Consider the following 19,155-nt stretch of genomic DNA (forward strand, 5'->3'; position numbering starts at 1 on the left):
GAGATACTCCCTGGGGGCTGTCAGCTATTTACTTCTTGCCCCAGCACAGCTCGGCGCCGGTCTTCGTGTCCTTGCTGTCGACGCCCGCCACGCTCTTGCCCGCGATCAGCGTCACGCCCGTGTCGACATAGCCCGAGGCCTTCTTGCCCGTCTTGGCGAATTCGACGCCCGCGGCCACGCCCATCGCGGCCATCTTCAGCGGGTACTGCTGCGAGGTCGCGGCAATGATGCCGGCGTTGGTGTCCTTGATGCCCTGGCAGCCGCCGTCGACCGAGACGATCAGCACGCCCTTCTCCTTGCCTGCGCGCTTCAGCGCGTTGTAGGCACCGGCCGCGGCGGGCTCGTTGATCGTGTAGACCAGGTTCACGTCAGGCGCCTTCTGCAGGCAGTTTTCCATCGCCGTCTGCGCCTTGGCCTGATCGCCATAGCTGTCCGCCATGCAGACGATTTCGGGCGCCTTCGACAACTCGTTCGACTTCGCCTCGTTGGCCGGCAGCCCGAAGCCCTTCATGAAGCCGTTGTGGCGCTGCGCACCCACCGGGTGGCCCGGCAGCAGGTCGAGCGCGATGATCTTCGCGGGCTTGCCGGCCATCGCGGCCTTGGCGTATTCGCCGATCAGCACGCCGGCCGTGTAGTTGTTGGTGGCGAAGAGCGCGTCGGTCGCGTCCGGCGGATCGGCCGGGCTGTCGAGCGCGATCACCATCACGCCCTTGTCGCGCGCCTTCTTGATCGCCGGCACGATGGCTTTCGCGTCGCTAGGCGTGATCAGGATGGTCTTGGCGCCGGCCGCGATCATGTTTTCCATCGCGGTGATCTGACCCGCGTTGTCGCCGTCGGCCTTGCCCGCGCCGGAGAGCAGCTTGGCGCCCTGCTTCTTGGCTTCTTCCTGCGCGCCTTCCTTCATCTTGACGAAGAAGGGGTTGGTTTCGGTCTTGGTGACCAGGCCGATGATGGGTTGGTCTGCGGCGAAAGCGGCGGTAGATGCGGTCACTGCGGCGAGGGACATGGCCGCGATGGCCAGGATGGAGCGGGAGGTGCTGTGCATGGTTTGTCTCCTTGGGCGGACGGCGAGGCGCCTGCGGTCTTTGGATCCGGATCGCTCGGGCCTTGAAGGCTCGGTATCCGGGCGCAGGGGGACTATCGGGCAGGAGAAGGACTAAATCAAGCTGATTTAGTTATCGGAAACCCGAGGTTGAGTGCCTCACTCACGGCTAGAGGCAGAGGGTTTGCATTCATCTGCACGCCCATATCAACCGGGAAGCTTCTCGAACGCTCTGCCGAAAAGAATATTGGCCAATGCTTCTTCCACAGTTTCCCCTATCCTGCAGAAGTAGTCGTCGTACCCGCCATAAAAACCGCCCTGGGTCCCGATGAGAAATGTGAGATGTCCTGAATAACCTTGCCCGACGGGAATCAGAATTTCTTTCGCAAGCCCCTCGTACTTATCAACCGCCCAAGCCCGATCAAATCGCCGCGTTGCGACAGACGGATCGAAATGGCTTTCGTCAGGAGCGTCGCTGCCATATCCGCGGTGCGCTAGGTGAATCCCGCCGAAGGAGCGAGCGAATTCCAGTGCATGCGGGAATACGGTATAGCCGTCTTTACGCCAATTCAGTAGATATAGATCTGTTTTGACATTTCGCTGCGAGTGCCATCCAGCCCGCCTCAAAAGAGAAAGAGATTTTTCGTCAAAGCAAAATTTCATCGGAGTCGCCATACTCGAATAGTCGAGGCACAAAGCCCGCTTACGACATTCATCAATTCTAATATTTTTTCCTCAATGGGTACCGTCTCAGCCCGCACGCGCAACCTCTCGAGGCAATGCATCATTTCTTCCAATGAGGTGCCTTGCTCCCTATATCGGCGAAGCTGGTCATGCAGCCCGATAAAATTAGCATCACCCGAAATTTTCTCCAAGATTTGATAACCAACCACGGGGTTTTTCAGAGAGTATTTTCGAACCCAACCACAAGGCCTTCAAGACCAATTAGTTCTTAAAAAATCAAGTTCGACGCATTTTCTCAGCCGCAAGAGGAAATGAATCCAAAACAAATCTCAACGCCGATTCAATGTCTGGCAATTTATTTCGCACATACATATCATACAAATCGACAGCATCTTCATATTTCTCCAAATATTCATCAAAACCAACTGCAGCCGTATCTCCCAGTAGTTTGATAAAACATTCCCAATGAACCATTTCGCCGTCCCGCACATAATCGCCTTCGATCCAGAGTACCTTCTTGGATCGAACAATTGAACCTAATTTTGAAATTATTTCTGCGTCGCTCATTTCTTCTTCGCCAAAGGACATTGGGTGGGACGGTCCACGAAAATATCGACGCGATCGCCCTCGGGCGTGATGACATTGACATGCGGCATTGTTTTATGCGGATGCCCGTCGGGAAGTGATTCGTGCCCGTAAAGCACGCCTGTTGCAGGATTCGTCTTGAAGTCCATGTGGTACGAGGCCCTTCCGGTGCCGTTCTGACGATTCGATTTGAATGCAGCTTTGTCCCTCGCAGTCTTTGCAGGATCTTTGTCTGCTGCTCCGGCTGACTTTTGCGCGTCTGGGAATGCGGCAAACAAGACGGCCGACGCCTCCTTGAACGAACAGACCGTGACACTTCTCCCCGCCTTGACCTGCCCAGCCTTTTTGAGAATTCCAGCGGGAGAAAGACCGTTAGCGTCAACCCAGCCCGTCGGATTGGGAACAGCTGCATGAAGGTTGCTGCCTCCGATCAGCCGAATCGGATCGCTACTAACGAATCTTCCAGACAGCGGATCGTAGTACCGATACCTGTTGTAGTGCAGCCCCGTCTCTTCATCCCAATACTGCCCCTGGAACCGGATCGGATTCCTGAACCCCGCCCTTCGCCCCGCCTCGCTGATCGCCTCCTTCGCTTCGCCCCACGCCTTGTACTGCGCAGACCAAGCAACGCTTCCTTCATCATCCGTCAGCTCTTGCGGCGTACCCAGGTGGTCGCACTGATAGAACGCCATCTCCTTCCTGTCGAACGCACGCGGCACATTTCTCTGCTCGCCGTTCCACAAAGGATCCTGCTCGATGTCGTAGACGCCGCCATTGGCCTGCATCAGCGCCTTCGCATCCGTCGTCTCACTCAGTGTCATCGCTGTTGCCCGGCGCACCTGCACCAGCGGCACGAACGAGTTCGCCTCGTGGACGTAATGCACGCTCCAGCCGTGCTCACCGCCCTCTTCGATCGCTGACTTGCTCTGAGTGCTCTCGAACGCGAGCACGTCGCCATCCCAGCCGAACAGGGTCGTGGCCTCACCCGAACTCTTCGACAGTCGACGCCCCAGCGCGTCGTAGCTGAAGGTGGTGGTGATGCCGCTTTGATCCGTCGCTGCCGTCATCCGGTTGAAGCCATCCCAAGCGAAGACGGTTCGCCAGCCGTTGCGCAACCGCTCGGTCATGTTGCCGCGCTCGTCATAGCGGTAGCTGGTGCCGGCGTAGCTCTTCAGCAGGTTGTCCAACAGCTTGTTGGCTGGATGCCTGAGCGGGTCGCCGCTCGGTGGAGCGTCGACGATGTTGCCAGCAGGATCGAAGGCGAAGATCTCACGTCCGACGCGGCTGTTGGCTTCGAGCAGGCGGCCCACCGGGTCGTAGCGGTAGCTCAGGTTGCTGCGCCGGCTGTCGCCGATGTCCAGCAGATGGCCCACCTTGTCGTAGCTGTAGCGATGCTGAATGCCGACACCCGACTCGATGGCCCCGGCCTTTGGACGCGATATTTGCTGTTCAAACAGCCGCCCCGCCGGGTCGTATTTCTGCCACTGGCTCAGGCCGTTACCCTGCTCCCGCACAACCTCAAAGCGTAAGTCACCATATTCACTTGGAATCGGGAATGTCCTGCTTTAGGTCGTAGTACCGATACAGGTTGTAGTCTGGTGTGGCGTAAACGGCTTGAGCCAGTCAAACTAACTCGCACTTCCTGGTTTCCAGAATTCAAGCCCCTCCAAAGCGCGCTCGATGTCTGTCAAGTCATCGACTCCCCGCGTTTCGTCGAAAGCCCCGGACAAGATGGATCGAATCTTGGCGAGCCGTCCGGTCACTTCCCCGTCATCAATGAATTTTGTCGTTTCCGCGTAATACTCCGATTTCTTCCCGGGAAAATCGAGCGCGTAGTAGGAGCCAATCTTGTGCAGAGAAATGAGCACGTATTCGATGTCTCGCAGGACATGCAATAGCTTCTCTCCGTCGATCCGCAATTCCTTGTTCTTTTCGATCACCTAAGCTCTCCTAAAAACTTTCAGGCTGCATGCTGGAGCGTCACCTTTAATCGTTAGCTTCTGCCTGTGATACCGAGGGTTCCCAGCCCATTCAAGCCTTGACGCTAGCACATCAAACTCAACATAGTCGCGCCCACAGCCTTGTCCAGTCTGATACTTCTCTTCGGCATAACGAGGTGCATGTTGAATTCCGCCGATCTCTGACCCATCAACACCAATTAATCAAAAATTCCATTTTCAAAATGCATATGCTCTTGCGCGGCGCTCGAAAATTTTCCTATAAACTCCGGCGTTGAATCTTTTTCTGATTTCACTTTGAAATTACCACTTTCAATTGCCCACTCATAAACCGAAATACCCACTGGATATTTAGTCAAGACCCCAGTCAATGCATGCTTTTTTATCCAACCGAACGCATCCTCTTTGACCAGGAAAACCGCCGAAGGGAATTTCGCATTTACCCCATTGAAAACCCAAACTTCCTTAATCTCAGTCATTCACACTCCTCGGGTAAGTTACTATAACGATGCCATCGCTGAATTCTATCGACAGACGATCTTAACTTGGCCTTGTTATTTTCAATAAAATCCCGTTGAGTGGCAGTTAATTCCTCGGACCCATTAATCGGCCTTCCATTTTGCCCAATCTGAATATTCAAACCACCTTCACCTCTCAAATGGAAATGCGCAGGCGCATGATCACCGCTTCGGACATAGTGCTCTAAGCGTAGCCCGCCATCTTGCGCAATAATTTTTTCAGGCAATTTAGGTTCTGTAGAATTTTTCTTGCTTTGGCACGGTTTTTGGCTTTTTTGATCTTTCTTAGCCAAGCCAAGTGGATCCACCCATTGACTGGGATTTGGAGCATATTGGTAAATATTATTTCCGCCATCCAAACCAATTGGATCTCGACTTACGTACCTTCCACTCAAGGGCTCGTAGTAGCGGTGACGGTTGTAGTGCAACCCGGTTTCAGCGTCGAAATATTGACCTTGAAATCGAATCGGATTTGCGATGCCTGCACGGCGCCCCGCCTCGCTGATCGCCTCCCGCGCCTCGCCCCACGCCTTGTACTGCGCCGACCACGCAACGCTTCCCTCATGGTCTGTCAGCTCCTGCGGCGTGCCCAGGTGGTCGCACTGATAGAACGCCATCTCCTTCCTATCGAACGCACGCGGCACATGCCTCTGCTCGCCGTTCCACAAAGGATCCTGCTCGATGTCGTAGACGCCGCCATTGGCCTGCATCAGCGCCTTCGCATCCGTCGTCTCACTCAGTGTCATCGCTGTTGCCCGGCGCACCTGCACCAGCGGCACGAACGAGTTCGCCTCATGGATGTAGTGCACGCTCCAGCCGCGCTCACCGCCCTCTTCGATCGCTGACTTGCTCTGAGTGCTCTCGAACGCGAGCACGTCGCCATCCCAGCCGAACAGCGTCATGGTCTCGCCCGAGCGCTTGGCCAACCGACGCCCTAGCGCGTCGTAGCTGAAGGTAGTGGTGATGCCGCTTTGGTCGGTCGCCGCCATCATGCGGTTGAAGCCGTCCCACGCGAAGACGGTTCGCCAGCCGTTGCGCACGCGCTCGGTCATGTTGCCGCGTTCGTCGTAGCAGTAGCTGGTGCCCGCGTAGCTCTTCAGCAGGTTGTCCAGCAGCTTGTTGGCTGGATGCCTGAGCGGGTCATTGGCCGTCGGAGGGTCGACGATGTTGCCTGCCGGATCGAAGGCGAACACTTCGCGTCCGACGCGGCTGTTGGCTTCCAGCAGACGGCCCACCGGGTCGTAGCGGTAGCTCAGGTTGCCGCGCCGGCTGTCGCCGATGCCCACCAGTTGGCCGGCTTTGTCGTAGCTGTAGCTACGCTGGATGCTCCCTCCCGCCGTGGCCTCGATGGCACCGGGCCTGGTGCGCGAGATCTGCTGTTCGAGCAGCCGGCCTGCGGGGTCGTACTTCTGACGCTGGCTCAGACCGTTGCCCTGCTCCCGCGCAACCTCACGGTGCAGGTCATCGCGCTCGAAGCCAAGGATGTCCTGGCCGTCGAGCATCAGCCCGTGCACATGGCCGGAGCCGTACGTCAACCACTGGGTCACGTGGCCGTCGGGTCGCACGGTGGCGATGCGCTGGTTGAGTTCGTCGTAGCGGTGCTGCCAGACCGCCGTGCGCTTGCGCTCCAGGTAGTGGTGATGCTCGCGCGTCAGGTTGCCGGCCGGGTCGTAGAACCATTGCAGGCGCGCGTCGCTGTTGGCGGCCTCGAGCAGGCGGCCGTTGCGGTCGTAGGCAAAGCGTTCCGACCGATCGCCGGCCCGGCGTTCGCTCAAGCGGCCGAGCGGATCGAACTCGAGTTCGGTGCGGTGCCCCGCTTCGATCACCCCGGCGAGGACACCGCTGGTCTCCTCATGGATGTACTGCGTGGTCTTGCGGTCGAAGCCGGTTTCCTCGAGCAGGCGGCCCACCGGGTCATAGCGGAAGTCGTAGCGACTGCCGTTCTCGTTGTGCAGCTCGGTCAGGCGACCCAGCAGGTCCCAGTAGTACTTGAGCGAGCGGCCTGCGGCGTCGGTGCGACCGGCGATCAGTCCGGCGCGCGTGTAGCTGTAGCGCGTGGCTCGTCCGAGCGCATCGGTGTGCGTCAGCAGGCGGCCTTCGGCATCGTGCTCGAAATGCTCGCTCGTCTCGTCGGGCTGCACGACTTGTTCGAGCTGGCCGGCTGCGTAGCGATAGCTGGTGGTGTTGCCGGCAGCGTCGGTCGCTTTGGCAAGACGGCCCCTTTCGTCGTACTCCCAGCGGCTGGTCTTGGCAGAGCAGTCGGTGTAGCTGAGCAGTTGCCCCGATGGGGAATAGACGAGCACCTTGACGCCGCCCTTCGCATCGGTGATCCGTACGGGCCTGCCGGCCTTGTCGTAGGCGTACTCGGTCTTGTGGCCGAGCGGATCGATCTCTTCCGTGAGATGGCCCTGTGCGTCGTAGTCACGCTTCCACACGCCGCCTTCGGCATCGAGGATGCCCGTGAGGCGATGCAGCTTGTCGTACTCGAAATACACACGGCTGCCGTCGGCACGCGTGTGCGTCTGCAGGTTGCCGTCTTCGTCGTACGTGTAGTCGTCGGTGCTGCCGTCGGTGTGCACGTGGCGCGTGATGTTCTTCGCGTCGTCGCGGAAGAACCATTCCTGCAGCTTGTCTGGGTGAATGATGCGGTAGGTGTAGCCCTGGATGTCGTAGTAGTGCCAGGTCTCGCCTCCCAGCGCGTCGGTCACGTAGGTCAGGCGGATGTTCTTGTCCCACTCCAGCGCGAGCGCGAAGCTGCCGTCGTCGGACCACTCGCGCACGGCCTTGGCATCTGCGCCGGTGCCGTCGTATTCGAGGTTCATGCCTCGGCCGGTGCGGTCGGTGTAGCGGGTCACGAGATGGTGCGCGTAGGTGTAGCTCCAGCTTTCGCCGTTTTCATCCTGCGCGGCGACGAGGTCACCTTCTGCATCGTGCGTGTATGCGGCGAGCTGACGAATGACCTGACCGTCCTTCAGCTCCCACAGCGACTTGATCAAGCCGGTCTGCGCATCCGGCTGCGTGCCCGCGTGCGCCATGACGGCTTCGCCCTGCTTGCTGATGATGTCGCTCAGCACGCGTTCGCCGGTCGAGGCGATCACGTGGTCGTAGCGCAGGCCGATGGACATGCCGTCTTTCGCCTGCTGCGCGACGAGCCGGAAGTGCTGCTGCTTGCTGTCGACGAGCTCGTAGATCTCCCGCCATTCACCATGCTCGCCCGCAGGCAGTGGCTTGCCGAAGTCAAGTGCCAGCAGGCTCTCGTTCAGCCGCGAGATGCTGACCTCTTCGATGGCATCGAAATACGTCTGCCCCACCTCCAGCAGCGGGTAGGCACGGCTGCGCCCGTCGGCCGCGTGATACACCAAGCTCGCCTGCCCTTGGCGTGCGCCGCGCACTGGCGTGGCAACGTCCACCCGCATGCTGTAAGGCGTGATCCACCGGGCTCCCAGGCTACCGCGGTCGAAGGCATCGAGGTCGCTGGCATAGGTGCGCGCCCATTCGATCGCCAGCGGCGCGGCGAGCACGAAATCGGTGTGCGTGAAGCTCTCGTTGCCGGTAGCGAGGCTGATCGAGGCGCCCTTGCGCGCGGGCGCGGGGCAGTTCTTGCAGCCCGAAGTTCCCTGCGCCGGTGCCTGCTTGCTGATGTGTCCAAGCGGCGTGCCCGGATTGTCCTTCTCCGCCTTGGCACCCGCCTGCGGCGGAACGATGGCCGCGCGCTTCCCCTTCTTGCGCAGCAGTGCATCCCGCAGCTTGTGCAGCAGCCACATGATGCTGGCCTGAGCCTCCTTGTTGGCCAGCGCCGACAGTTGGCTGCGAAGCAGGCGCTTGAAGTCCAGCATCTGCGTGATCACGCCGTTGACCTTGCCGGCAACGCCCGCGGGCAGCTGGCTGGCTGCCGTCTTGGCGACGTAGTTCGCCGACTGCTTGGAGTAACGCACGGCAGTGCCCCACATGCGGCTCCAGGTGCTCTGCGTCTTCGGATCGTGCACGCGCGTTTCCGTCACACCGGGCTTCGCGACGTCGAACAGGTCCTTCTGGCCCAGCACGCGCCGCAGGATATCCACCAGGTTGTCGATGATCTTGTCGGCAAGGTCGGCGCAGCTCTTGAGAATGCCGTCGAGCTTGTCGATGGCACCATCGATGAACTTGTCGAGCTCGCCCATGATGGTGGCGTTCAAGTGCCCCACCAGCGTCGTGACGATGGCTTCGCCCAGGTTCGAAGCAGCTGCCTTCAGCTCCTGCTTCACCAGATGTAGCGTGGGCCGAAGGCTCATGCGCGCGGCCGCCATGCTCGGCGGCAACGGGATCAGCCCGATCAGGTTGATGCCCAGGCTGACCCAGGTCAGGAATGCCTCGACGCCGTCCTTGGCCTTCTTCTCGACGATGTTGATGATGTCCAGGAACACATCCACCAACGCCATGATGTTGCCGATGATCGGAATGCTGCCGAGCACCATCGTCAGGCGCTCCAGCGTCACGTAGCCGCCACTGAACGAGCGCAGCCAGTCATCCACCGCCTTGCTCGCGGCGGCGATGTCTTCCTTGACGATGGTGTTCAGCGGCGCTACCGCCGTCTGGGGTTCTCTCTCTGTCGGCTTCTGGCCTTGCTGTTGTGGGCCTTCGTTTCCTGCCATCTTCTCTCCCTGCCTCGAACTGGTACGTTGCCTTTGCTGCGGATGCGGCTTCAGGGCCGGATCACGCAGTCCTTCATCGTGAGAAACGCCGAGCCCATCGCAAAGCCAACCTCGCAGCTCGCAGTGAACTTCGCGCCGCTGCGCATCTCGCCCATCTTCTGGTTCTGTGCGTCGTCCGCCGGAGTCAAGCGCGCCAGTTCCTGGTTGCCGCGCACATCGGCGGCGCGGATCATCGACGTACCGCCGAAGGAATCAGACGCTTCGACAACCACCGCCGGGAACTGCACACGCTTGCCGTACTCCGGCATGCCGAGCGCGCGGCGGCCCTGCTTCTCGTAACTCTGGTGCAGCTTGGTCAGCGTGGTTTTCGTTTCCGCTTGCGCCAAGCACAGAGAGACGGCGCCCAGGAGGGCAGTGGCGATAAAGACGGTCTTGATGTTTTTCATGAACATGGAATCGATGAAGTGATGGCGTTGCCCGTCAGGGCTCAATTGATGTTCGCGCCCTGAAACTCGAGCTGTTCGAATGTGCTGCCCGTGAAGTCCACGCTGCGCCCCTGCAGTCCCTGCGCATGCACCACGGTGCCGCCGCAGTTCAGCACCCCGACGTCGTTCCAGTGGCCGCCCGCGAAGCTGATGTCGTCCCACTGACATTGCGTGAAGGTGCTGGTACTGATGCTGCCGCCATCGAAGTTGGCGTGCGTGAAGCTGCAGTTGATGAAAGTGCACCCAGTGATCGAAATGCCGCCGAAGTCGCACTGCGTGAAGCTGCAGCCCGTGAACTGGCAGGCGCTCCAGCCCGCCTGCTTGAAGCTGGTGGCGGTGAAACTGGTGCCGGTGAAGGTCGTTGCGGCGAACTGGGCGAGCCCCAGGTCGAGCCCTGCATAAGCGAAGCTGTCGGCCTGGCCCACGAGCCCGGCGGGCGCACCGCCTGCGCCTTTGCGCCACATGTCGTGGGCGAGGATGATGACTTGAGAAGACATGTCGAATCCTTGGATGACGCCGTCGACTCAACGCGAGAGCTGCTTCCGGAGGATCCGGCCAGCGCGCTTCTCGATCAGCAGGCTGGGTTCGGGCAGGCCCGGCAAGGCGCCCCGATGGCCTTGCGGCTCGCCCTTCGTCACCCACGACGCGCTGTAGTCGTCGGGTTCTTCGGCCAGGACGAGTTTGTAGTTTGCGAGCTGCAGGCCTGAAGACCTTGCATCTTCACAGGCTGCCGCAATCGCCTGCGCCGCCAGACCATCAACTTCGATGGTTTCGTTCATTCTCATTCTTCCTCCCTCTGCAAAATTGAAAGCACCGAGTCCAGGCAGGCGCAACGTCTTTCGAGCCAGACCCGGTGCCGGGCGTCACTACCGGCTTCCTTGCTCCCGGAGTATTTCGCCCGTGGTCTTGGAGGCGATGTACGTGATCGACCGCCCCAGCTTGCTGGCGTTGCCGAGCCCCTTCTGCCCCGGAGGCAGCTTGGCCGTGAATGCAATGCCGATGGTGTTGACTCCGTTCTCGTCTTCGCCGTTTTCCTTTTTCCTCTCGGCGATGTGAACGTTGAAATTGTTCAGGTCCTGCCCGGTCTTCTCGAACAGCTTGTACGCGTTGCCCAACGCAACGACCACAGGTGTATTGAGCAGCAGCTGATCCGGCGACTCGACTTCGAAGATCGGTGCGGCAGAGGCATTGAAGTTCATGAAAATTCCCAACGCAATGATCAGGCTCTTAAAGCCTGTAGGTTTGATTCGCCTTCGGGTTGTAGCCCTTGTAGCCGTCGCTTGGCGTGCCGACGTAGCCTCGGTAGTCCGGATGATCATGTTGCATTCCTGCTTTGGCGGCGTCCTTGTCTTCGGGAGAGAAGTTGTTGCTTCCGTAGTAGTCCTTGGCCCGCGTTGTGCGATTCCCGTATTGATCCGAGTGATCCCCATGGGTGTGCCAGTAGCCCACTTCCTGGGCGCACTTCGGAATGCTCTTGGCCGTAGGGCCCCAGGGGTTGACGGTGTCCTTCTCGCCCCTGGTCGCCTTGGTGAAGTCGTATTTGCCATCCGGCGTCTTGTAGACCAGGCCGCCGTACTCCACGTTGTCTCGAATGGACTTGTCGTTGTAACGCATCATCGCCGCCTTGGCCGCGCCGTCCGCCGTGGCGAAACGACCTCCCTTGGCTGTCTTGCATTTGACAGGCGCAGCTTGCAAGCCCAACGGGTCGACCCACGCCACGGGATTGGGCACGTATGCATGGGTGTTAAGACCGCCGCCCAAGCCCAACGGATCGCTGCTGATGAATCTGCCAGCCTGCGGATCGTAGTAACGATGCCTGTTGTAGTGCAGCCCGGTCTCATCGTCCAGATACTGCCCCTGGAAACGGATCGGGTTGGCAAAGCCGGCCCGTCTTCCTGCTTCGCTGATGACCTCTCTTGCCTCGCCCCATGCCTTGTACTGCGCCGACCAGGCAATCTGGCCTTCATGATCCGTCAGCTCCTGGGGCGTGCCGAGATGATCGCACTGGTAGAAGGCAATCTCCTCCTTCGCGAAGGCACCCGGCCTCGGCAGTTGCTCGCCGTTCCACAACGGGTCCTGCTCGATGTCGTACTCCCCGCCATTGGCATCCATCAGCGTTTTCACGACCGTGGTCGAGCTCAGTGCGACGGCTCGCGCTTGCCTGATCTGCACCAGCGGCACAAACGAATCCGGCTCGTGGATGTAGTGGACGCTCCAGCCCCGTCCCTGCCGCTCGCTCTCGCCGGCCGTGCTCTGCGTGCTCTCGAAGGCCAGCGTGTCGCCGTCCCAGCCGAACAGCGTCATGGCTTCGCGTGAGCGCTTGGCGATGCGTCGCCCCACAGGGTCATAGCTGAAGGTGGTGGAGCCCTCTTCGCTTGTGGCCGCGGTCATGCGGTTGAAGCCGTTCCACTCGAAGACCGTTTTCTTCCCGTTCCTGACACGCTCGATCAGGTTTCCGCGCTTGTCGTAGCGGTAGGTGGTGCCCGCGTATTCCTTCAGCAGGTTGTCCAACAGCTTGCTGACTGCGCGCAGGCCTTGCGGCGCATCGCCACGTGCGGCGTCGGCGATGTTGCCGGCCGGGTCGAATGCAAAGGTCTCGCGGCCCAGGCGGCTGTTGGCTTCGAGCAGGCGGCCCACGGGGTCATACCTGTAGTTCAGATTGCCGCGCCGGCTGTCCCCGATGGCGGTCAGCTGACCGGCCTTGTCGTAGCCATAGCTCCGGCGAAGGCTCAGTGCGCCGGCGCTGTCCGGCTTCGCATGCGATATCTGCTGCTCCAGCAACCTGCCGGCAGGGTCGTACCTCAGCCGCTGGCTCAGGCCATTGCCCTGCGTTCGGCCGATCTCCCGATGAAGATCGTCGCGTTCGAAGCCCAGGATGTCCTGTCCATCAACAAGCAAGCCATGCACGTGGCCCGAACCGTAGGTCAGCCATTGCGTGACATGGCCGTCGGGGCGAATGGTCGCAATGCGCTGGTTGAGTTCGTCGTAGCGGTGCTGCCAGACTGCCGTCTGCGAACTGGCCAGATGGTGCTGGTGCTCGCGCGTCAGGTTCCCGGCGGGATCGTAGAACCACTGCAACTTTGCGTCGGAATTGACTGCTTCGATCAACATGCCGTTGAGATCGAAGGCAAAGGTCTCGACCTGCCCCTCGCCCGCATTGCGCTCGACGAGGCGCCCCATCGGATCGAAACGAAACCCTGTCGTGTGCGCCTGCGCCTCGACGACTTGCACCAGCGCGCCGGTGGATTCCTCGTAGAGGTACTGCCTGCGTTGCCTGTCGAAGCCGGTTTCCTCCAGTAGTCTCCCCGCCGGGTCGTAGCTGAAGTTGTAGCGGCTGCCGTTTTCGTTGCGCAGTTCGGTCAGGCGCCCCAGCAGATCCCAGTGGTATTGCAGCGTCTGGCCCGCGGCATCAGTGCGTCCGGCCACGAGCCCGGCGCGGTTGTAGCTATAGCGGGTACGACGACCCAACGCATCGGTGTGAGCGAGCAAGCGACCTTCGGCGTCATGCGTGAAGTGCTCGCGGGTCTGGTCGGGCAGGGAGACTTCTTCGAGTTGGCCCGGATGATTGCCATCGCTCCTTGAAGCAGCTTCGCCTTCCGGGGTGTAGCGATATCGGGTGGCCTGCCCTGCCGCATCGATGGTTTTGGTCAGCCGCCCGCGACTGTCATACTCCCACCGGCTGGTCTTTCCCGAGCAGTCGGTGTAGCTGGCGAGCTGGCCGGCCGGTGTGTACGTCAGCTGTTTCGAACCACCCTTGGCATCGGTGATGCACGCCGGCCGGCCGGCCTTGTCGTAGGCGTACTCGGTCTTGTGACCCAACGGGTCGATCTCTTCGGTGAGATGGCCCTGCGCGTCGTAGTCGCGCTTCCAGATGCTGCCTTCGGCGTCGCGCAAGCCCGTCAGGCGATTCAGCCGGTCGTATTCGAAATGAACACGGCTGCCATCGGCCCGTGTGTGCATTTGCAGGTTGCCGACGACGTCGTAGGTGTAGTCGTCGGTGCTGCCGTCTGTGTGTACATGACGGGTGACGTTCTTGGCGTCATCGCGGAAGAACCATTCCTGCAGCTTGTCGGGATGGATGATGCGGTAGGTGTAACCCAGGATGTCGTAGTAGAACCATGTCTCGCCGCCCAGGGCATCGGTCACGTAGGTCAGGCGGATGTTCTTGTCCCACTCGAACTTCAGTGCAAAGCTGCCATCGTCGGACCACTCGCGCACCGCCTTGGCATCGGCGCCAGTGCCGTTGTATTCGAGGTTCATGCCGCGGCCGGTGCGATCGGTATAGCGGGTCACGAGGTGATGGCTGTAGCTGTAGCTCCAGCTGGCGCCGTTCTCGTCCTTCGCGGACACGAGATCGCGTTCTGCATCGTGCGTGTAGGCGGCAAGCTGGCGCACGACCTGGCCGTCCTTCAACTCCCACAGAGACTTGATCAGGCCCGTGCGCGCATCGGGCTGCGTGCCCACGTGCGCCATGATGGCTTCGCCTTGCCTGCTGATGATGTCGCTCAGCACCTGCTCGCCCGTGTCCGAGATCACATGGTCATAGCGCAGGCCGATGGAGGCGCCGTCCCTGGCTTGCAGCGTCACAAGCCGATAGTGCGACCGGCCTTCCACAAGCTCGTAGATCTCACGCCAGTTGCCCTGCTCACCCAAAGGCAGTGGCTTGCCGAAGTCCAGCGTCAGCAACGACTCGCTCAGACGCGAGACGGTCATCTCTTCGATGGGATCGCGATAGACCTGGCCCACGGCCAGCAAGGGGTATGCGTGGCTGCGGCCGTCGGCTGCGTGATAAACCAGACTCGGTTGACCCTTGCGCTCACCCCTGGCTGGTGTCATCAGGTCCACGCGCGTGCTGTAGGGCGTGAGCCAGCGCGCGCCCAGGATGCCTCGGTCGTAGGCATCGAGCTGGCTGCGGTACGTGCGTGCCCATTCGATCGGCAACGGCGCGGCGAGCACGAAGTCTGTGTGGGTGAAGCTCTCGCAGCCAGTGACGAGGCTGATCGACTTGCCGAGCGCGACAGGCGCCGGGCAATTCTTGCAGCCTGCGTCTTTCTGGCCATCCGCCTGCTTGCCGATGTGCCCGAGCTGGTCGCCCGGCTTGTCCTTCTGGGCCACCGCGCCGGCATTCGGCGAAACAATCGCGCCGCGCTGCCCCTTCTTGCGCTGGATGGCGGCCAGCAGCTTGTGCAGCAGCCACATGATGCTGGCTTGTGCTTCCTTGTCGGCCAGGCGCACGAGCTGGTTTCTAAAGGTCTTCTTGAAGTCCAGCAGGCTCCCGATCACGCCATTGACCTGCCCCGCCACGCTCTCGGGCAAGCGGTTGGCAGCAACCTTGGCGGCGTAGTTGGCCGACTGCTTCGTGTACTTGACGGCGCTGCCCCACAACCGGTTCCACGTGCTCTGAGTCTTCGGGTCGTGCACGCTGGTTTCCGCCACGACAGGCGTACTGACCGTGAACATGTCCTTCTGGCCCAGCACCCGCTGCAGGATGTCGACCAGGTTGTCCACGATGCTGTCGCCCAGCTTTGTGCAGCCTTGCAACATGTCTCCAAGCTTGGCGATAGCGCCATCGATGAAGACCTCCAGCTCGCCGACGATGGTCGCGTTCAGGTGTCCTACCAGCGTGGTGACGATGGCTTCGCCCAGGTTCGAGGCGGCTGCCTTCAGCTCCTGCCTCACCAGATGCAGCGTGGGGCGCAGGCTCATGCGCGCGGCCGCCATGTTCATCGGCAACGGGATCAACCCGATCAGGTTGATGCCCAGGCTGACCCAGTTCAGGAATGCGTCGATCCCGTCCTTGGCCTTCTTCTCGACGATGTTGATGATGTCCAGGAACACATCCACCAACGCCATGATGTTGCCGACGATCGGAATGCTGCCGAGCACCATCGTCAGGCGCTCCAGCGTCACGTAGCCGCCGCTGAACGAGCGCAACCAGTCGTCCACCGCCTTGCTCGCGGCGGCGATGTCTTCCGTAACGATGGTGTTCAGTGGCGCAACCGCCGTCTGGGGTTCGCGCTCCGTCGCCTGCGGCGTCGGCGCTGCTTCCGGTCCTGCCATTTTTTCTTGTTCTCTTCGAGCTTGTGCGTTGGGTTGGTGGAGTGCGGCGCGCCGCGGCGGGTCAGCCCATGAAGCCGGGTGTTCGGCCTGTCAGTGCAGGGTTGGCGGCAGCTGTTGCAACGCCCGGCTTCATGCCCCCCGAAGCCATGCCGCTCATCACGCCGGTGATCGGCGCACCCATCGGCCCCAGCTTGGCGCCGGCCGCCTGGATCGCCATGCCGGTTGCTGCCTGGCTCGCCTGGCCGAGCAACGCCTTGGCGCCCCCTCGCTGGATGGCCTGCGCTGCACCCACAGCCTGCTGCGCGACACCGGCCGCCTGGGTTACCTGGCCCAGCGTGCTCGCGGCCTTGCTGCCCATACCCGCGACACCGGCGAGCGCGCCCGCGGCACCGCCTGCCGAACCGGCCATGCCCGCAAAGCCGCTGGTCAAGCCCGAAAGCCCCGATACAGCGCCGCCGCCCCCCTCGGCGCCTGCGCCCGTCGCACCCTTTGCCTTCCAGTCCTTGGGCGTGCCGAAATAGCTCCCCTCCTCCCACGGGTCGCGGGGGTCCTTGCCGAATGTGACCTTGGCAGTGCCGATGGGCAGGCCCGAGACGGTCGCGAACCCGTTGCGGTCGAAGGTGCCGGCGTGCGTGCCGCCTTCCGAATCGACCACGGTGAAGTCGCCCTGCGCCACGCCCTGGCGCTTTTCGCCAGTCGGCTTGATGTACTGGTGGTACAGGTCGAGCTGCCCCTTCGGCACCTGCGGCGGATTGGGCAGCGCAGGCTTGCCCTCGTTGGCGGGCCCGACGAGGCTGTGTACCGATGCATGCTCGCGCCAGATGCCGGAAGTGCCATGCTCGATCCCGCCCGAACTCCAGCGGCTGTAGCTCGAGCCGCCGTTGATCACCACCTCTTCCTTTGCGTGGATGGTGATCTTGTTGGCGGTCTGCGTGATGTTGAGCTTGGCCAGCACGTTGACGCTGTCCTTCAGCGCCTTGATGTCGATGTCGGCACCGGCCGCCACGAGCCGCATGCCGGCCTTGGAGGCGAACATGCGGATCGCGCTCTGCACGCTCACCAGCAGGCTCTTGCCCGCGCTCACGCTCGTATGGCCACCGCTGGTGAGCGCGCTGTGCTCGTTGCTCACGATGTGGGTCGAGCCCTGCGCCACGGTTTGCAGGCCCTTGGCGCTGGCCAATGTCAGGTGCGATTCCTGGAACTCGGGAAAGTCGCCCTGCTCGCGATTGCCGCCCTGTCCCTTGATGGCATCGTTCTGCTCCTTGAGGCTCGTGGTGACCTCGTCCTGGTCGCCGGCCTCGTGGGCCTGTGCACCTTGCGCCACTTCGCTCAAACCTTCGTGCAGATCGCGCGCCTGAGTGAGACGGCCCACCGTCTCGCTCATGTCGGTGATGTGCGCCTGCGCATTCGGGCGCGCTTCGGTGGTGACCAGCAGCCCCTTGCCCGCACGCATCACCCCATGCCCGTCGGTACGCAACTCGAAGCCCTGCCCCCGGGCATCCTTGCGCCCCGCCGTGTCCTCGATGCGCCCGATGTGCCCCACGCTCAGTTGGCTGGCCTGGTGATCACTGCGCAACTGCGCCTGGATCTTGCCCTGCGTGTCGTCCAGCACGATGTGGTTGCTGCGCCCGCCGCCCAACTCGCGGCTCCTGATGCCCGACAGGTGCTTCTGCTCGGGCAGCTGCCACGCCGGCATGGTGTCGGCGTTGTGCACGCAGCCGGTGACGATCGGGTAGTCGGGGTCGCCGTTCAGAAAGTCGACGATCACCTCCATGCCGATGCGCGGCACGGAGGTCATGCCGAAGGTGGCGCCTGCCCACGCGGTGGACACGCGCACCCAGCAGCTGGAGTGTTCGTTCTCCTGCCCGATGCGGTCCCACTGGAACTGCACCTTGATGCGTCCGTACTGGTCGGTCCAGATCTGCTCGCCCTGCGGGCCCACCACCATGGCCGTTTGCGGCCCGCGGGTGCGCGGCTTGGCTGTGGTGCGCTGCGGGCGCCAGGCGTAGCTGGTGGGCTGCGCGTCGAAGGCGAAGCGCTGCACGGAGCCTTCGGTGCCTTCCGCGCCCTCGCTGGCCTGCAGGTTCTCCTGCAGGTGGTAGCTCACGCCCACGAGCAGGTACTGCTGGTTCTGGTCGGCCTTGGGGTGGCCGGTCAGGCGCAGGGTGTGGCCGGTGGCGAGTTCGCGCAGGTTGGCGCGGCCGGTGACGCGGCTGCGCTGGCTCAGCTGTTCTTCGTTGCGGATGCGCGCGTAAGTCTCGCCGTCGCCGTGCTGCACGAAGCCGCCGGGCCATTCGTACTGTTCGTAGGCGTCGTGGTCGTGCCCGGGCGACATCTGGCGCAGGTGCGACAGCTCGGCCTTGGGCTTCTGGAAGTCGTAGTCGTCGTTGTAGTGGTGGCCCGAGCGCACTTCTTCCGCGATCTCCCACGCATAGATGCGCTCGCGCTGGCCCATGCCGGACTTCTCCAGCGGGTGGTAGCGCACTTCTTCCCCGCCGGGCAGCGGGCTGTGCGAGTGGGCGATGTCATCGGCGAACACGAGCACGTGCTGCGACGCTTCGTGCCTGAAGTGGTAGTAGATGCCTTCGAGCTCGCACAGGCGAGAGATGAAGTCGAAGTCGCTCTCGTGGTACTGCACGCAGTAGTCCCACTGCCGGTAGTCGCCGCGCGTGAGCTTCTTCTCGATGGGGTAGCCGTAGCTGCCGAGCACTTCCACCACGATGTCGGGCACGCTCTTGCCCTGGAAGATGCGAAAGTCGCTGCGCCGCGTGGCCAGCCACAGCCAGGGCCGCAGGCGCATCCGGTAGAAGGAGTGCCGCGCATCCTCCTGCTCCAGCCCGAAGCGGGTGGCAATGCCGCCCAGGTAGCGCACGCCGCCTTCGGTTTCCACCGACACGGTGGTGGCCTTGCCCAGCAGGGTCTTGGGGTCGATGTTGTTGCTGTTGCCCAGCAACTCGATGTCGAAGGCGTACAGCTGGCTCAGCGCTTCGCGGCCTACCAGCTGGCGGAATTGCAACGCTTCGCCTGCGGGCGTCTGGATCGTTACTCGGCGCGTCATTGCAACGCCCCGTCAGCCCTGTAGCCCCAATTAATTAATAAAGACTTATAAAATAAGAATATTGTTTTAGCAATGAGCTTCATGCCCACCTCCCGCTGCACATTTTGACAATTATTTTAAATGTTGATTTATCG

13 protein-coding genes are annotated in these 19,155 nt (G+C 61.6%); all 13 read right to left on the reverse strand.

What is annotated here, in order from left to right; genetic code table 11:
• Positions 1 to 28 precede the first annotated feature (28 nt).
• Positions 29 to 1,006: a sugar ABC transporter substrate-binding protein gene (locus BMW87_RS30565; RefSeq protein WP_177142476.1), complete on the reverse strand. Its 978-nt coding sequence runs from the start codon at positions 1,004 to 1,006 to the stop codon at positions 29 to 31.
• 243 nt (positions 1,007 to 1,249) lie between these two features.
• Positions 1,250 to 1,705, reverse strand: coding sequence for an SUKH-3 domain-containing protein (locus tag BMW87_RS30570; protein ID WP_177192878.1), 456 nt, complete (start codon positions 1,703 to 1,705; stop codon positions 1,250 to 1,252).
• 297 nt (positions 1,706 to 2,002) lie between these two features.
• The gene (locus tag BMW87_RS34870) at positions 2,003 to 2,293 is read right to left on the reverse strand and encodes a hypothetical protein (RefSeq protein WP_177192879.1); all 291 of its coding nucleotides are present in this window, start codon (positions 2,291 to 2,293) and stop codon (positions 2,003 to 2,005) included.
• The gene (locus BMW87_RS30575; RefSeq protein WP_256216986.1) at positions 2,290 to 3,825 is read right to left on the reverse strand and encodes an RHS repeat domain-containing protein; all 1,536 of its coding nucleotides are present in this window, start codon (positions 3,823 to 3,825) and stop codon (positions 2,290 to 2,292) included. Before BMW87_RS30575 ends, BMW87_RS34870 begins: the two co-directional genes overlap by 4 nt.
• A gap of 114 nt (positions 3,826 to 3,939) precedes the next feature.
• Positions 3,940 to 4,251, reverse strand: a complete 312-nt coding sequence (locus BMW87_RS30580; protein ID WP_093081523.1) for a hypothetical protein — start codon at positions 4,249 to 4,251, stop codon at positions 3,940 to 3,942.
• Between the two features lie 218 nt (positions 4,252 to 4,469).
• On the reverse strand, positions 4,470 to 4,748 hold the full coding sequence (locus BMW87_RS30585; protein ID WP_093081525.1) for a DUF7710 domain-containing protein: 279 nt from the start codon (positions 4,746 to 4,748) through the stop codon (positions 4,470 to 4,472).
• Complete coding sequence (locus BMW87_RS30590; RefSeq protein ID WP_093081528.1) at positions 4,745 to 9,418, reverse strand: RHS repeat-associated core domain-containing protein; 4,674 nt, start codon at positions 9,416 to 9,418, stop codon at positions 4,745 to 4,747. Before BMW87_RS30590 ends, BMW87_RS30585 begins: the two co-directional genes overlap by 4 nt.
• Positions 9,419 to 9,468: 50 nt before the next feature.
• Complete coding sequence (locus tag BMW87_RS30595; RefSeq protein WP_143047843.1) at positions 9,469 to 9,864, reverse strand: hypothetical protein; 396 nt, start codon at positions 9,862 to 9,864, stop codon at positions 9,469 to 9,471.
• Positions 9,865 to 9,905: 41 nt separating this feature from the next.
• Positions 9,906 to 10,400 carry a pentapeptide repeat-containing protein gene (locus tag BMW87_RS30600; protein WP_093081533.1) on the reverse strand — a complete coding sequence of 165 codons (495 nt, stop codon included), beginning with the start codon at positions 10,398 to 10,400 and terminating at the stop codon, positions 9,906 to 9,908.
• A 27-nt stretch (positions 10,401 to 10,427) separates the two neighbouring features.
• A complete protein-coding gene (locus BMW87_RS30605) occupies positions 10,428 to 10,682 on the reverse strand; it encodes a hypothetical protein (RefSeq protein WP_093081535.1) in 255 nt (84 codons plus the stop codon).
• 87 nt (positions 10,683 to 10,769) lie between these two features.
• On the reverse strand, positions 10,770 to 11,102 hold the full coding sequence (locus BMW87_RS30610) for a hypothetical protein (RefSeq protein WP_093050587.1): 333 nt from the start codon (positions 11,100 to 11,102) through the stop codon (positions 10,770 to 10,772).
• Between the two features lie 28 nt (positions 11,103 to 11,130).
• Positions 11,131 to 15,963, reverse strand: a complete 4,833-nt coding sequence (locus tag BMW87_RS30615; RefSeq protein ID WP_093081539.1) for an RHS repeat-associated core domain-containing protein — start codon at positions 15,961 to 15,963, stop codon at positions 11,131 to 11,133.
• A gap of 61 nt (positions 15,964 to 16,024) precedes the next feature.
• Complete coding sequence (locus tag BMW87_RS30620; protein WP_093081541.1) at positions 16,025 to 19,021, reverse strand: type VI secretion system Vgr family protein; 2,997 nt, start codon at positions 19,019 to 19,021, stop codon at positions 16,025 to 16,027.
• Between the last annotated feature and the right edge of the window lie 134 nt (positions 19,022 to 19,155).

Source organism: Variovorax sp. OV084, from assembly GCF_900111625.1.
Taxonomy (GTDB): Bacteria; Pseudomonadota; Gammaproteobacteria; order Burkholderiales; family Burkholderiaceae_C; genus Variovorax.